Origin of the sequence: Streptomyces durhamensis (assembly GCF_000725475.1) — a bacterium.
In the GTDB taxonomy this organism is placed as follows: domain Bacteria; phylum Actinomycetota; class Actinomycetes; order Streptomycetales; family Streptomycetaceae; genus Streptomyces; species Streptomyces filipinensis.
In genome coordinates this window covers 26,438-40,497 of record NZ_JNXR01000021.1, presented here as the reverse complement: position 1 = coordinate 40,497, position 14,060 = coordinate 26,438, and the positions used below count along the sequence as shown (strand labels likewise).

Genomic DNA, 14,060 nt, shown 5'->3' with positions numbered 1-14,060 from the left:
GGGCAGGCAAGCATGAGTATCGGCTTCGGCCTCGAGGACAAGGTCGCGATCGTCACCGGCGGTGGATCCCGCGCGCCGGGCGTCGGCAACGGGCGGGCCGCGGCCGTGCTGCTCGCCGGCGCCGGGGCGCACGTGGTGGTGGTCGACTCCGTGCCCGAGAACATGACGCAGACGCAGAAGCTCATCGCCGAGCGCGGCGGCAGCTCGCTCGCGGTGACGGCCGATGTGACCTCCCCCGACGCGTGCGCGGACGTGGTCGCGCAAGCGGTGGGCGCCTTCGGCCGGCTCGACGTCCTGGTCAACAACGTCGGTGTCGCCGGCCCGCCCGGGACCGTGGTCGATGTGGACCTCGATGCGTGGGAGCGGTGCCTGCGCCTGAACCTGAGCTCCATGGTGCTGATGTCGCGTGCCGCCATCCCCCGCATGCGCGCCGCCGGCGGGGGGTCGATCATCAACATGTCCTCGGCGGTCGGCCTCGCCGGGGGGCACCCGACGGTGGCCTACCCCACGACCAAGGCCGCGGTCGTGGGCCTCACCCGGACCATGGCCGCCCACCACGGGCACGAGGGCATCCGGGTCAACGCGCTCGCCCCCGGCTACGTGCACACCCCGATGGTCCACTCCCAGGGCGTCGACGACCACGCCCGTGAACAGCGCAGGCTCGCGGCCCCGCTGGCGATCGAGGGCACCGGCTGGGACGTCGGTGACGCCGTGCTGTTCCTGGCCGGCCCCAGGTCGCGCTGGATCACGGGGGTCGTGCTGCCCGTCGACGCCGGCCTGACCGCGACCCTGGGCGCCGCACCGTCGGTGACCTCCGCGGGCGGCCCGCGGGAGGCACGGCGGCCGTGAGCCGAAGCCGGCGCACGTGCGCGGGGCTCGGGGCGGTGACCGGGCCCGAAAAGGCCTGCCACAGCCCGAGGCCCCGCGCCCAGGGACACGCCGGCCGGATGTGCCGGGGCGTGCCGGCCCGGCGACGGCGGACGGGGTTGAGGTGAGGTGGGGGAAGTTGCGCACACCCGGTCAGGACATCGGCGCACAGCCCGGCGTCCTGTCTCAGGCCCCCACGTCCTGTGCCGCCCCGGCCGGCTGATCGCGGGGTGCGCCGTGGGGGGCGCACTCCCCGTCCAGCCGGGTGCGGAAGACCTCGTTGCCGTCCTGGTGCCCGGTGACGTACACACTGCGGGTGCCCGGCTGTTCGGGGTGCGCGAGGACCGCGTCGATCCAGCACGGGGTGGCGAACTCGGCGTAGCGGTGGAACTCGGTGATGGCTCTGACCGGGAGGAAGGTGCCGCCCTCCAGCAGCCCGCAGGCCGCCTGCCGGGCGGCCTCGATCAGCACCATCCCCGGTACGTGGTCGCCGCCGTGGTCGAACAGGATGGGGTGGCGCGGGTCGGGGCTGAGCAGCCAGCGGCCCGGCTGGTCGGTGGCCGACAGCACGACGTCGGCGACGCTGGAGCGGCCCACCCGCCAGGGCTCGACGGGTAGGGGCCGGGGTATCGGCACGGTGCCGGTCTCGGTGCGGCCCGCTCCGCGCAGGCGGTGGTAGGCGGCGGGGGCGATGCAGGTGAAGTGCCCGCTGCCGCGGGCCGCGAGGCGTCCGTCGCGTTCGATGGTGATCCGCATGGCGAACTGCACGAGGCGGTTGCCCCGCCACTTCACGTCGGTGCAGGCGGCCTGGAGTGTCAGCTCGCTGGGACGTGCCCCTATGCCCAGGTGGTCCGGGATCACGGAGAACTCCATGTCCCGCAGCAGGAAGTGATGCCCCAGCGGCACGCCGAACTCCGAGTGGGCGAGGAAGAGACCGACCTGGCGAATGGTTTCGGCCGCCTGCATGGGGTCGTGCTGCGTCCCGTCGCTGCTGGTGAAGAAGGTGTGCGCGCGCGGCCACTGTCCCGTGAGCTCGAAGCGGGTGCCGTCGAGCTGGCGGCATCCGGTGAGGAAGACCTCGGCGAGCGAGGCGCGGTGCACATACTCCCGCGGGACGGTGGTGGTGAGCTGCGGCAGGTCCTGGACACCCTGCCAGGCGGGAGCGCGGGTGGGCTCTTGCTGGCGAACGAGCAGGGTCATGGGTTCCCCTCTTCCCGACGGTTCAAAGGTTGGATGACGACGTGGTTCGAAAGGGTCCCCACGAAATATACGGGCTCACCGGTTTAGTTTGGGGCGACCACGGAGAAAAATTTGCGCTCGGGCGGGTAACCGTTTCGAGTGGAAGCGGAAGGCCCGCTTCTGGCGGTAAAGCCATTCGGCGGGCCGTGAAACGCTGTATTCACACAAGCGGCCGGCGCGGTTCTGGGTAAAAAAGCGGGAGACCTGCGCGGTCCGTGCGAAGGCGGTGGCTCTCAGCAGGTTCCCGCGGCGTCCAGTTCGCCCTCGCCGGCCGCGATCCGGGGCAGCACCAGGTACCAGAACCTGCTCAGTGTGCGGCGCGAGACCCACTGCGTGTCCCGCCTGCCGAGCATCTGGATGCCCACCGTGCACACGAACACCGCGCTGGCCACCTGCTCGACCGATACGCCCGGGCGCAACTGCCCCGCCTCCTCGGCGCATTGCAGGGTCGCCTGCACCCACTGGTGCCAGTGGCGGCGCACCTCCCCCACGCCCCGCGGGCACCCCGGGTCGCCCTCCAGGTCGAACCCGGCGCGCAGCACCGCGTCCTCGCGCAGCTGCTGGACCAGTTCATGGCCGGCGTCGACCAGCAGCTGCAGCGCGCCGCCCGGGGGGATCCGCTTCTCGCAGCGCTCCACGATCTGGTGCAGGCGCTGGCTGGCGGCGGCCATGACCGCGGAGGCGAGCGCGACCTTGGTCGGGAAGTGGAAGTGCAGTGCCCCGCTGGTCACGCCGGCGTGACGGCTGATGGACAGCAGCGAGGAAGGGCTGTACCCCAGCCTGCTGAAGTCTTCGGCCGCAGCGGCGATCAGCGCGTTGCGGGTCCGTAGGGCACGTTCCTGCTTGACCATCGAGGTGCTCCGTAGCTCCCGAGCCGTTCCGTGGCCGCGTACGGCCACGGAGATGACACCCCCGTCCAAGCGGCTCTGCCCGGCAGCAGAACGCGCCCGCAACTCCCCCAAGATTAACAAACCGCATCAGCGGTTTGTTAGGGCTCCGGGACATGGGCCCGCGGGAGGCGCCGGGCCGGAGCCCGCGAATCCACGGCCCCCGGGAACCCCGGGCCGGGTAGGAGGAATGAGTCTCCCCCCACACCCTGGCACACCACCCCCGCACACGGACAGACCTGCGAGGACGTCCGTGCGGACCGTCGCCCGGCGGGGCGGGCGCGCACGGCGCCGGCACGGATCCTCGGGTTCCGCTGGAGAAAGAACCGGCCATGCTGTTTAATTTGGTGGTCAAGCAAGTCCCGAGTTCCCTGAGCTACGCCACACCCCGCGCGTCCCTGACGGGCCCCGCGCGTACGGATCTGGGGGAGAGAGATGGACATCGAAGTACTCGGCGGCTTTGCAGCACGGCTGGGCAGCACGCGGATCGTGCCGACCGCGCCGAAGCCGCGTCAGGTCCTCGCCCTGCTCGCCCTGAACGCGGGCCAGCCGGTACCGGCCGCCGTCCTGGTGGAGGAACTGTGGGGCGCCCGGCCGCCGCGCAGTGCCCGCACCACGCTGCAGACGTACGTCCTGCGGCTGCGGGAGCTGATCGATTCCGCCCTTCCGGGGGCGGCGGGCGCGCCGCGGCGCACGGCCAAGCAGGTGCTGGTCACGCTGCCGGGCGGTTATCTGCTGGAGACGGGCGCGGGCACGCTGGACTTCCGCGAGTTCGACCGGCTGAGCGCCGAGGGCTACCGGGCCATGGAGGCCGGGGACCACACCGGCGCGGCTCGCCTGCTGCACGCGGCGCTCGCCCTGTGGACGGGGCCCGCGTTCGTCGACATCCAGCCCGGCCGGCATCTGGAGGTGCAGGCGCGGCGGCTGGAGGAGGCCCGGCTGTGCGCGCTGGACCGGCGCATCGAGGTGGATCTGCTGCTGGGGCGGCACCGCGAGCTGCTGCCCGAACTCACCGTCCTGGTCGAGCGGTACCACCTGCACGAGAGCCTGTACCGCCAGTTCATGCTGGCGCTGTACCGGGCCGGGCGTCCCGGCGAGGCGCTGCGGGTCTACCAGCGGCTGCGCGGCACTTTGGTGCGGGAGCTGGGGCTGGAGCCGAGTGCGCCGGTGCAGCGGCTGCAGCAGTCGATCCTGAAGGCGTCCTTGGAGGTGTCACAGGAATTCCAGCGTGAGGCCCATAAGGCACCGGCTGAGGTCGGCTGAGCGCTGAGGCGAGGCCCCGTGGGCAGGCGGGGGTGTGGTGGCCGGCCGGCCGAACCACTGCCCCAGCGCCGCGCCGAGGTCCCCGCCGTCGGACGCCCACAGCACGTGCCCGTCCGGGCGTACGACCATGGCGTCGACGCCCGGCAGCGCGGCGGCGGCCCGGGCGGTGCGCAGGACGTGGGTCCATTGCTGTGCGGCACGGGGGCAGACGGCGTGCTCGCTCAGCAGCAGCACCGGCCGGCCCTGGCTGAGCAGTTGGGCCAGGTCGCCGCCGGCGGCCAGCGGGCGGTTCGCCAGCAGCCGCCCCTGCCACCGTGAGCGCGGGGCGGGCCCGGGGCGGCGGGGAAGGTCCCGGGTGCCGGTGATCCGGCCGGGCCGGCCGGCCTCGGGCACCGGCAGCAGATCCGCCATGAGGTCGTGCAGCGGGGCCAGTTCGGGGTCGGGGCGCATCAGCGCGAGCCGTGTGCGCATGTCGTCGAGCGCGCGCTGCGCGGCGGGCCTGCGTTCACGGTCGTAGGTGTCCAGCAGGTCCTTGCCCGCCCGGCCCCGGAGTGTGTGGGCCAGTTTCCAGCCCAGGTTGAGGGCGTCTTGCAGGCCGGCGTCCAGCGCCTGGCCGCCCACGGGGAAGTGCGTGTGGGCGCTGTCGCCGGCCAGCAGGATCCGGCCCCGGCGGTAGCTGGTGACCAGCCGGGAGAAGTCGCTGAGCCGGGACAGGTGGGCCGCGCCGGCCAGGGGCACGGGGCGGCCCGTGATCCGTGCGGCCTCGGCGCTGAGCTCCTGGAGGGTGGGCGCAGCGGCGTGGGCGGGGTGCGGCCCCGAGAAGTCCACGGTGAGCAGCCGGCCCTCGCCCTGTTCGTCGCAGCTCGCGCAGGTCCAGCCGCGTTCGGTGCGCCGCCAGCCCAGCGGCACGCCGGCGGGGTCGGTGAAACGTACCTGGCCGCTCAGGGCCGAGACGGTCGCGGGGCGGGTGTGTGCGGCGAAGCCGCCCATCTCGCGCACGGTGCTGTGGGCTCCGTCCGCGCCCACCACGTAGCAGGCGCGCAGCCGGTGGGTGCCGCCGTCCGACCGGACCTGGACGTGGACCTGGTCGGGGTCCTGCTCGATGTGCACGGCGCGATGGCCCCGCAGCACCTGTACCCCGCATCGGCGGGCCGCGGTTTCGAGGCGGCGTTCCAGGCCGGCCTGGCTGTGGTGGGTGAGGAGCGGTGGCCGGCCGGCCGGGGCGGCGGGCGCGGCGTCGGCGGCCGGTGCGCGCCGGGCGAGGCTGGTGAGGGTGTGGGGGTGGAGGGTGGCGGCCCGGGGGTGCGTGCGGGTGCCGTGCCGTGCCTCGACGACGACGGTGGCGATGTCGTGGGCACCGAGTTCGGCGGCCAGCAGCATGCCGACGGGGCCGCCGCCGACGATCACCACTTCGCTGGGGAGGCTGGACATGGTCGTCCTTTCCGTCGGCGTCGGTGTCGGGCCGGTGCGTGCGCGGCCGCGGGCGGGAGCGGGGGCGGGGGCGGGTGGGGTCAGGTGAAGTGGTGGCGGTGCCGGCGGGCCCAGTCGCGGTAGGTCAGCGCCGGGCGGTCCAGGAGCTTTTCGAGCGTGGGGTCGGTGAGCTGCTTGGCGCCTTCCTGCTGGCGCCGGGCGCTGTGCAGCAGGGCCTGGGCGATGGGCTCGGGATAGCGCGCCGACCAGGCCTGGTAGGCCTGGTCGAGGGTCATGTCGACAAAGCGCACCGGCCGGTCGAGGACCTCGGCCAGTACCGCGCTCTGTTCGGCCGCCGACAGTGCCTGCGGGCCCGTCAGCGGGTAGGTCATGCCCTCGCCCGCGGCGCCGGTCAGGGCCCGGACGGCGACCTCGGCGATGTCCTGCGGGGCGATGCAGGCGTTGCGTGAGGTGCCGACGGGGGCCTGGACGACGCCCCGGGTGCGGATGGAGGGGGCCCAGGCCAGGGAGTTCGACATGAAGGACCGTGGCCGCAGGATCGTCCAGGGCACTCCGCTGGCCCGCAGGAGGGCCTCGTTGTGCCGCTGCCAGCGGGTGATCAGGTCGTCGGCCTGTTCGTCCGCCACGGCGAGGGCGGAGAGTTTCACGATGTGCCCCACCCCGCTTCGGCGGGCGGCGCTGAGCAGGTTGGGGTCGTGTGCGGGCTGCAGCGGGTTCGCGGTGACCATGAACAGGGCGTGCACGCCCGTCAGTGCGCCGGTGAGCGAGGCGGGGTCGTCGAAGTCGGCCGCCACCGCCTCGCCGGGCAGGCCCAGTTCGCCGGCCCGCTGCGGGCGGCGCACGAGCAGCCGCAGCGGATGGGTGCCGGCGAGCAGCCGGGCCACCAGGCCCCCCACCGTCCCGGTCGCGCCGGTCACCGCGATCACCGGCCGGGCTCCGGGGTGAGGACCGCCGGGACGCTGCGGTAACCGTTGGTGACGAAGGACACGGTCGGTTCCAGTTCGTGGACGGGGCGGGCCAGGCGCATGTCGGGGAAGCGCTCGAACAGCGCGGGCAGGGCGACGGCCGCTTCGAGGCGGGCCAGGGAGGCGCCCAGGCAGTAGTGCACGCCGTGCCCGAAGGCGAGGTGGTCGCGTCGCTCGCCGCGTGTCACGTCGAACCGTGCGGCGTCGCTGCCGTGTTCGTCCGGGTCCAGGCCGGTGGCGGCGAAGGAGATCAGCACGGCATCGCCCTGGCGGATGACCACTCCTTCGCCGAGGTCGATGTCCTGCAGCGCGAACCGCAGGGGGACGAACGCGGCGGGCCCGCGCATCCTGAGTGTCTCCTCCACCACCGCGTCCCAGCCCACCGCGCCGTCGCGGACCTGCCGCAGCTGGTCGGGGTGGCAGAGCAGTTCCACGATGGCGTTGCCCAGGAGGTTGACCGTGGTCTCGTAGCCGGCGCCGATCACCAGCATGAGGGTGTCGACGAGTTCGCTCTCGCTCAGCCGGGTGCCGTCCTCGTCGCGCGCCGCGATCAGGGCGGAGGTCAGGTCGTCGGCCGGCGCGAGGCGTTTGACGGCCACGAGCTGGGCCAGTGCCTGATGCACGCTCGTCTGCGCCTGGCGCACCTCCTCGGCACGCGCCGAGGTGCGCACGGACTCGCTGAGCCCGTGCCGCAGTGTGTGCCGGTCGCCTTCGTCGAGGACCCCGAACAGTTCGCAGATCACCTGGACGGGCAGCTCGAGCGCGAAGTGGGCGATCAGGTCCACGCTCTGGCCGGCGGGGCGGGCTGCCAGCGCCTGCAGCAGGGCGGCGGTCAGCGTCTGGACGCGGGGCCGCATGGCCGCGCTGCGGCGGGGGGTGAACGCCCCGGAGACCAGTCTGCGCAGCCGGGTGTGCTCGGGCCCGTAGGCGGTGAGCATGTTCTGTGCGCTGACCCAGTGGTAGAGGGGCCAGTCCTCGCCGATGCGCCCGTCGGCGAAGGGCGGCCAGTGCCGGCGGGCGTCCTTGGATATGCGGGGGTCCACCAGCAGTTGCCTGGCGCTGGAGTGCCGCGTCACGGCCCAGGCCGGCACGCCGTCGGGCAGACTCACGCGGGCGGCGGGGCCGTGCTGCCTGAGCCGGGCGGCTTCCTCCGCTAAGTGACTGCCCGTCAGGTCCAGGGCGTAGGGGCAGGCCGATACCACCATTGATGCACTCCGTCCTGGGTGGACCCGCACGGTGGTGTGTGATCGCCGCGCGGGTCTGATCCGGCCGTACTCAACCGTGCTCGACGAGGCGGCCCGTGCGCTCGGGCGGGGACTGTCCCTTGCCGTGCCGCTGCTGTTCGACGGCCTCGTTCACCCGGGCGCCGCGGTCCACGGCCACGTCCAGCTGGACCAGGACGCTGGGCACGGCGACACCGGCCATCAGGACGCGGTACAGCGCGGCCACGCGTTCGTCCAGGTCCGCCCGCCCGGTCAGGGCCTGCGACATCAGCTGCACGCCCGCGAACGCCCCGACGAACACGTCGGCGAGCTCACCGGGGTCGATGTGGGGCTGCAGTTCCCCTGCCAGCTTGGCCTGTTCGAACATGCGCCGGCTTTCCTGGGACCAGGCCAGGAAGGGCACGCTGCGGTCCACCTTGCCGTGCCCGGCCTGCTCCAGGGCGAGCCGGACGCCGCCGCGCAGCACCGGGTCGCGGACCATCAGGTAGGCGAGCAGCAGGCCCCGGTCGACGGCCTCCTGCAGCTTCAGCCGCTGCGGCGGGACCGCCGGGACCACCTGCACATTCTCCTGGAGCACCTCTTTGGCGAGCTGCTCCTTGGAGGGGAAGTGGAAGTACAGCGCGCCCTTGGTGACACCGGAGCGTCCCAGGATCTCCGACATGGTGGCCGCCTCGTAGCCGAGTTCATCGAAGACCTCGGCCGCAGCGGTCAGGATCGTACGCCGCGTCCGAAAGGCCCGTTCCTGCTGCGCCACGCCACACCTCCTCACCCTGACCCGGGTCCCCCACACCCGGGAAGAAAAAGAAACCGTCGAGTTCGTATGCTATCAGCCCGTGTTCACGCCCGGGCGGTGATCCGTGCGGTGCGGCCGGTCCGCGGCCCGGCCGGCGCCCGGGGCCGCCGGGCAAGGGCCGCAGGGCGGCGTGCGCGAAATTCGGTGGGGTTTTTCCGCGCGGCCCGTGTCCGCCGGCGCCGGCGCATCGGGGCCGGCGTCGAAACGGGTGCGGGATGAAAAACGAGTTCGCCGACGAAGCATTGCGCTTCACCGGCGAACTCGCCCGGGGGATTTCGGAATTGACGGTACCCAGGCCGAACTGGGCGGCGCAAGACAGGTCCGGGTTCACACGGCCCGGCCCGTGCGCGCGCCGCTGCCGTTTTCCAGTCCTTCGGCGAAACTGAGCCAGCGCTCGCCGCAGTACCGGGCGGCCCGGGCGATATCGGCGTACCGGTGTTCCGGTACCGCGCCCATCAGCCACCGCCATTTCTCGTCGTCGAGGGCGTTGGTGGCCAGGAGCTGCAGCAGTGCCCTGCCCGCCTCGGAGAAACGCAGGGAGGGGTCTTTACGCAGGTTCACCAGGCGTCCGGCGTCCGAGATGAGGGCCGGCTCCGGCCCCTTGTGCTCGGCGCGCTCGTATTCCTGGGCCGGGGCGGGCCTGCGTACCGCGGGCCGCTGCGGCAGGTCTCCTTTCTGTGCGGCTTCCCGCAGTTTGGGCGGGACCGGGTCCTTGCCTTCGCGGATGCGCAGCCGGACGTCGCGGGCGGTCGCCAGGGCGATGCCCGCCTCCTGGGCGATCTCCCGCAGCGAGGCGTTGGGGCGTTCGGCGATGACCTGGCCGGCGCGGCGCCGGCCGGCGGCGCTGTTGACCGGCCGGGCCCGGCCGTCGCGTCCGGTGCGGGTGTTCAACTGCTCGGCCTGGACAGTTGAACGCCGGCGCAGCTGGGAGACGGTGGCCGGCGCGAGGCCGGTCACCTCCGCGATGCGCCGGTCCGACCAGTGGGCGTGGCTGTCGATGATCCGCTCGGCCGCCGAGAGCCGGTCCCGGCGCGAGAGCGGCATGCCGTGTTCGGCGTTGAGCTTGACGGCCAGGACGAAGGCGTCCTCGGCCGAGCCCTCCACGTAGCGGACCTCGATGGAGTCCTCGCCCCGCAGCACCGCCGCCCGCAGCCGGTGCACCCCGTCGACGATCCGCATGGTCGGCCGGTGGACCACGATGGGCGGCAGCGCACTGCGTGTCTCGGCCAGTGCCTCGACGTGCTCGGCGTCCTCCCCCGCGATCCGCGGCGAGTCCGACGTCACCAGGGACGCGATGGGCACCAGTTGGGTGACCGGCAGGTGACAGGCGCCGGGCGCCGGTGATCTGGGCGTGCCTGCCGTTAACGCGTCGAGCATCAGCGCCTCCTGAGGCATCTCCGGTTCAGGCTTCATGGCGCCGATGATACTGAAAATAAACCGACTACTCCGTTTTATTTGGGCGGGGCTCAAGCGCCTGTAGAGCTGGTTTCGAGCGGGCGGGGCGGGGGCGTCGGGCCTGATCGCAGGCGCCTGAGCCGGGTGAGGGCCGCGCGGCGCAGGGCGGGCGGTTCGTGCTCGGCGCACTCGGCGGCGTAGATGCCGATGAGGCTGTGGAAGCGGTACTCGTTCTGCGGTCCTTCCTCCAGCAGGTGGTGGGCGGCCAGGAGCTCGAGGAGCCTGCGGGCGGTGTCCGGGTCCGTTCCGGCCAGCGCCGCGGCGCCGGCCACCGTCACGGGGCCGGTGTCCAGGCCCAGATAGCGGAACATCCGCGCGGCGTCCTCGGGCAGCAGGCGGTAGGAGGCCTCGAAGATGCGGGGCATGTCGGCCGCCGCGTCGTCCTTGACCGTCAGCCGTTTCAGCCGGCCGGGTGCGCTCGCGTACTGCTCGACCAGGGTGCTCAGCGGGACGTCGGGGGTGACGGCCAGCTGTTCGGCGACGATGCGCAGGGCCAGCGGGAGCCCGCCGCACAGCGCGATCAGCCGGTCGGTGAGCGGGCCGGGTTCGCTCAGGCGTCCGGCGCTCAGGCGGATCAGCAGGTGCGCGCCCTCCTCCTGGGTCAGCGCTCCGATGGTGACCAGGTGCGCGCCGTCGCGTGCCGCCAGTCCGCTCAGGCGCTGGCGGCTGGTGGCCAGGACGCAGGAGGGGCCGCGGGGGATGAGCGGTCGCAGCTGGTCGGCGTGGTGCGCGTCGTCGAAGACCACCAGCATCCGCCGGCCGTGCAGCAGGCTGCGGTACAGGGAGGCGCGGGCGGCCACGCCCGAAGGCATCCGCGAGCCGTCGACGCCCAGGCCGCCCAGGAGCTGGGCCAGGGCGTCGGCGGCGCTGACCGGCCGCCCCTGCAGCCCGGTGCCGCACAGGTCCACGTACAGCTGGCCGTCGGGGAAGCGGTCGGTGAGCCGGTGCGCCAGCTGCAGCACGAACGCCGACTTGCCGACGCCGGCCGGGCCGTCGACCACCACGACCGGTGTGCTGGCGCCGCCGCGCGCCCGCTCGCCGGCGACCCACTGCTCCAGCTGCGCGAGTTGCCCGGCGCGCCCGACGAACCCGCGGGCCAGGGGCGGCAGCTGCAGCGGCTTGGGCGCGCCGCCGAAGGCGGGAGGCCGCTCGGCGGGCGGCGCGGGGTGAAGGTCCGGGCCGGGCAGGCGCAGCTCCGGGTGCCCCGACAGGATCTGCTGGTAGAGGGTGCGCAGGTCGGCGCCGGGCTCGATGCCCAGTTCCCTGATCAGCAGCTCCCGGGTCTCCTCGTACACCCACAGCGCGTGCACCCGGCGTCCGCTGCGGTAGAGCGCCAGCATCAGCAGCCAGCGCAGTTTCTCCCGCAGCGGCTCCTCGGAGACCGTCTGCGGCAGTTCGGTGACCAGCTCGGTGTGCCGGCCGGCCGCCAGCATGTCCTCGGCCCACTCCTCCACCGCCGCCAGGCGCAGGTCGCGCAGCCGGGTGCGCTCCATCGCCGCGAACGGGCCGGGGACGCGGGAGAACGCCTCGCCGTGCCAGTGGGACAGGGCCTGCTCGTACAGCCGCAGGGTCGCCGGGGCGTCGCCCTGGCCGCGTGAGCCGCGTGCCTGGCCAAGGCTTCGCGTGAACAGCACGGCGTCCACGGCGGTGGGGTCCACCCGCAGGCAGTACCCGCCCGATTCGGAGGCGAGCACCACGCCGGCCGCTCTCTTCCTGCGTCCGGGCTCCAGCACCCGGCGCAGTCCGGCGACGTAGGTGTGCACGCCGTTGGCGGCCGTGTGCGGCAGGTCGCCGCCCCACACGGCGTCCACGATGTTCTCCACGCCCACGACGTCGCCCGCGCGGCTGGCGAGCAGGGCCAGCACGGCGCGCTGCTTGGGCGGGCCGAGCGCCACCTCCGCCTCGTTCCACCACGCGCGCACCGGTCCCAGGAGCTGTATGCGCAGGGCCGTGCTCACCATGAGTCATTCACCTCCTGAAGTACCGTTTCTGCCCGTTTGTGGATCCGCTCCCCCGGACCGGGGGCGCTGCGCGCACCGCCCTGGCCTGCGGGCGCGGGACCCGGACGCCGTCCGCCCCGCGGACCGGGGCGCACGCCCCAGCCGGCCGGCCCGTCGCCGCCGGGGAGCCGGCGCAGTGTGCCGGGGAGCGGGCGGGGTGTGCCGGGGCGCTTCACCGCGCCACCGGTGCCGTACGGGGGTGCCGCGCCGGTGGCCCGTCCGGTGCGGGACGGGGGTGCCGCGCGGCGCGTGGGGCCCGCGCCGGGGTGCGGCCGCTGCCGGACGCAAGGGGCACCACAGGTGCCACGGGTGCCACGGGTGCCGCGGGTGCCGCGGGTGCCGCGGGTGCCGCGGGTGCCGCGGGTGCCGCGGGTGCCGGGGGTGCCGCGGGTGCCGCGGGTGCCGCGCCGCCCGGGGCCCGCCCGGGCGTTGGGCGGGGGCCGGCCGCGTGCGGCCCGGGCGTGCGGGAGCGGGCCGGCCGTGCGCCGAGGGCCGGGCGGGCGCCACCGGCGGGCAGGGCGCGGGCGGGCGCGGCGGGGTGCTGCGCGCGGTGGCCGCGGTGGCCGGCGGTGTCGCGCGGGGGGTGTGCGCCGCCGGCGGCGGACATCGCACCGGGCGGTGCGGGTGCGGCCGGTTGCGGCGCGGGCTCGGGTGCGGGCTCGGGTGCGGCGGGGGGCCGGCCGAATCCGCGCGAAGGGCTGTGCGCGGCATGGCCGGGCGTTTTTCGCGCGCGATGCGACGGCGGTCGCCGCGCTGTCTTTGCATGGTGTGGCGTAGGCATCGTAGATCCCATCCTGAGCGCATCACATCAGCCGGTATGGCGGGACATGGTGATTCACCGGGGCGGCTCAAGACGAGCGACACGAGCGCGGCACGGGCCTGTGCACGACTGTCCGACGAAGGCCCGTCCATTAGAAACACAGAACGGTTTGGCGCACTAGCCGCGCTCTGCGGTGACCGCCTCAATTGATCGCCGGCCGCCGGTCGTGGGACCGTGACGGGGAGGAAACGAGTTCAACTGATTTCCGGTGGGCAGTTGAACGTCTGCGCCCATAAGCGGGCGGGTGATGGATCAGATCCAGCGTGAATCCCTGGCGATGCGCAGGGCGTCGATTCGGTTGCGTGCTCCCAGCTTCGCCACCATGGAGGAAAGGTAGTTGCGTACGGTTCCCTGAGAGAGGTGCATGCCTGCCGCGATCTCGGCGACCGTGTCGCCTCGGGCGACATACTCCAGGACGGCGAACTCACGGCGGTTCAAAGGGCAGTCGCTGTTGTTCAGGGCGGCGACCGTCAGTTCCGCGTCGAAGACCCGCTCGCCTTGGTGCACCCGGTGGATGGCGTCGACGAACTGGCGTGGGGACACACTCCGTTCGACGATACCGCCGATTCCGGTGGCGAAGGCCTGGCGGACGACCGAGCGCGTCACCGCGGTGGTCAGCAGCATGCTCCTGCAGCCCAGGTTCGCGATCTTCTCCGCACTGGAGACGGCTTCGCTGTCCTCGCCCTCGAAGCTGATGATCGCCACGTCGGGCCGGTGCAGCTCGGCGAACTCCAGGGCGGCGTAGTTGTTTTCCGCGGACCCGACGACTCGGACCCCCTCGTGCCGCTCCAGCAATGCAGCGAGCGCGAAACGGGACAGATGCAGGCCGTCGGACACCAGCACATCGATTCCCACGCGAGCCCCCTATGTAGTTCCTCGTCGCTCGCCATTCTGGGGAATCGGACTGGGTGAAATATGGACGTCGTCTGCATGGCGGCCCGTCAGGGATCCGGTGCCGGCGGCCCGGTGGGCGCCGTGCGTGCCGCCCGCACGGCGCCGGCCGGGCCGGCGCGGCGGTGACATGCGAACGCGGCCCCTGTTCACGGTCAAGGCTTCGACAACCTTCACCGTCAGGGGCCGCGTGCGCCGTGCTGTCCTATGGGTACCACGCCGGGCG

The 14,060-nt window shown here is 73.3% G+C and carries 11 protein-coding genes; 2 read left to right on the top strand and 9 right to left on the bottom strand.

The window, feature by feature from the left end:
• Positions 1-12: 12 nt before the first annotated feature.
• Positions 13-849, top strand: a complete 837-nt coding sequence (locus IO33_RS0129660; RefSeq protein WP_031170576.1) for an SDR family NAD(P)-dependent oxidoreductase — start codon at positions 13-15, stop codon at positions 847-849.
• A gap of 204 nt (positions 850-1,053) precedes the next feature.
• On the opposite strand, the gene IO33_RS0129655 is transcribed toward IO33_RS0129660, so the two are convergent.
• Both IO33_RS0129655 and IO33_RS0129650 read right to left on the bottom strand, forming a co-directional pair.
• Entirely contained in the window at positions 1,054-2,067 is a 1,014-nt protein-coding gene (locus IO33_RS0129655; RefSeq protein ID WP_063765806.1) for a ScbA/BarX family gamma-butyrolactone biosynthesis protein, read from the bottom strand.
• Between the two features lie 272 nt (positions 2,068-2,339).
• On the bottom strand, positions 2,340-2,957 hold the full coding sequence (locus IO33_RS0129650) for a ScbR family autoregulator-binding transcription factor (protein WP_051927047.1): 618 nt from the start codon (positions 2,955-2,957) through the stop codon (positions 2,340-2,342).
• A gap of 471 nt (positions 2,958-3,428) precedes the next feature.
• On the opposite strand from IO33_RS0129650, the gene IO33_RS0129645 reads away from it, so the two are divergent.
• Positions 3,429-4,256: an AfsR/SARP family transcriptional regulator gene (locus IO33_RS0129645; RefSeq protein ID WP_063765804.1), complete on the top strand. Its 828-nt coding sequence runs from the start codon at positions 3,429-3,431 to the stop codon at positions 4,254-4,256.
• On the opposite strand, the gene IO33_RS0129640 is transcribed toward IO33_RS0129645, so the two are convergent.
• The 7 genes from IO33_RS0129640 to IO33_RS0129610 form a co-directional block, all read right to left on the bottom strand.
• Positions 4,206-5,687: an FAD-dependent monooxygenase gene (locus IO33_RS0129640; RefSeq protein ID WP_078963950.1), complete on the bottom strand. Its 1,482-nt coding sequence runs from the start codon at positions 5,685-5,687 to the stop codon at positions 4,206-4,208. The genes IO33_RS0129645 and IO33_RS0129640 overlap by 51 nt on opposite strands.
• 80 nt (positions 5,688-5,767) lie before the next feature.
• Entirely contained in the window at positions 5,768-6,613 is an 846-nt protein-coding gene (locus IO33_RS0129635; protein ID WP_031170567.1) for an SDR family oxidoreductase, read from the bottom strand.
• Positions 6,610-7,857: a cytochrome P450 family protein gene (locus IO33_RS0129630; protein WP_031170565.1), complete on the bottom strand. Its 1,248-nt coding sequence runs from the start codon at positions 7,855-7,857 to the stop codon at positions 6,610-6,612. Before IO33_RS0129630 ends, IO33_RS0129635 begins: the two co-directional genes overlap by 4 nt.
• A 70-nt stretch (positions 7,858-7,927) precedes the next feature.
• Positions 7,928-8,629: a ScbR family autoregulator-binding transcription factor gene (locus IO33_RS0129625; RefSeq protein ID WP_051927045.1), complete on the bottom strand. Its 702-nt coding sequence runs from the start codon at positions 8,627-8,629 to the stop codon at positions 7,928-7,930.
• A gap of 366 nt (positions 8,630-8,995) precedes the next feature.
• Positions 8,996-10,081 carry a ParB/RepB/Spo0J family partition protein gene (locus IO33_RS0129620; protein ID WP_051927044.1) on the bottom strand — a complete coding sequence of 362 codons (1,086 nt, stop codon included), beginning with the start codon at positions 10,079-10,081 and terminating at the stop codon, positions 8,996-8,998.
• A gap of 53 nt (positions 10,082-10,134) precedes the next feature.
• Positions 10,135-12,084 carry an AfsR/SARP family transcriptional regulator gene (locus tag IO33_RS0129615; RefSeq protein WP_063765802.1) on the bottom strand — a complete coding sequence of 650 codons (1,950 nt, stop codon included), beginning with the start codon at positions 12,082-12,084 and terminating at the stop codon, positions 10,135-10,137.
• A 1,111-nt stretch (positions 12,085-13,195) separates the two neighbouring features.
• Positions 13,196-13,786, bottom strand: coding sequence for a response regulator transcription factor (locus IO33_RS0129610; RefSeq protein ID WP_157857931.1), 591 nt, complete (start codon positions 13,784-13,786; stop codon positions 13,196-13,198).
• Between the last annotated feature and the right edge of the window lie 274 nt (positions 13,787-14,060).

What these genes read in the sequence shown, in the direction of transcription:
- IO33_RS0129630 (WP_031170565.1), bottom strand. Translation starts at nt 7,857, where the DNA reads ATGGTGGTATCGGCCTGCCCCTACGCCCTGGACCTGACGGGCAGTCAC.
- IO33_RS0129620 (WP_051927044.1), bottom strand. Translation starts at nt 10,081, where the DNA reads ATGAAGCCTGAACCGGAGATGCCTCAGGAGGCGCTGATGCTCGACGCG.
- IO33_RS0129655 (WP_063765806.1), bottom strand. Translation starts at nt 2,067, where the DNA reads ATGACCCTGCTCGTTCGCCAGCAAGAGCCCACCCGCGCTCCCGCCTGG.
- IO33_RS0129640 (WP_078963950.1), bottom strand. Translation starts at nt 5,687, where the DNA reads ATGTCCAGCCTCCCCAGCGAAGTGGTGATCGTCGGCGGCGGCCCCGTC.
- IO33_RS0129650 (WP_051927047.1), bottom strand. Translation starts at nt 2,957, where the DNA reads ATGGTCAAGCAGGAACGTGCCCTACGGACCCGCAACGCGCTGATCGCC.
- IO33_RS0129615 (WP_063765802.1), bottom strand. Translation starts at nt 12,084, where the DNA reads ATGGTGAGCACGGCCCTGCGCATACAGCTCCTGGGACCGGTGCGCGCG.
- IO33_RS0129645 (WP_063765804.1), top strand. Translation starts at nt 3,429, where the DNA reads ATGGACATCGAAGTACTCGGCGGCTTTGCAGCACGGCTGGGCAGCACG.
- IO33_RS0129660 (WP_031170576.1), top strand. Translation starts at nt 13, where the DNA reads ATGAGTATCGGCTTCGGCCTCGAGGACAAGGTCGCGATCGTCACCGGC.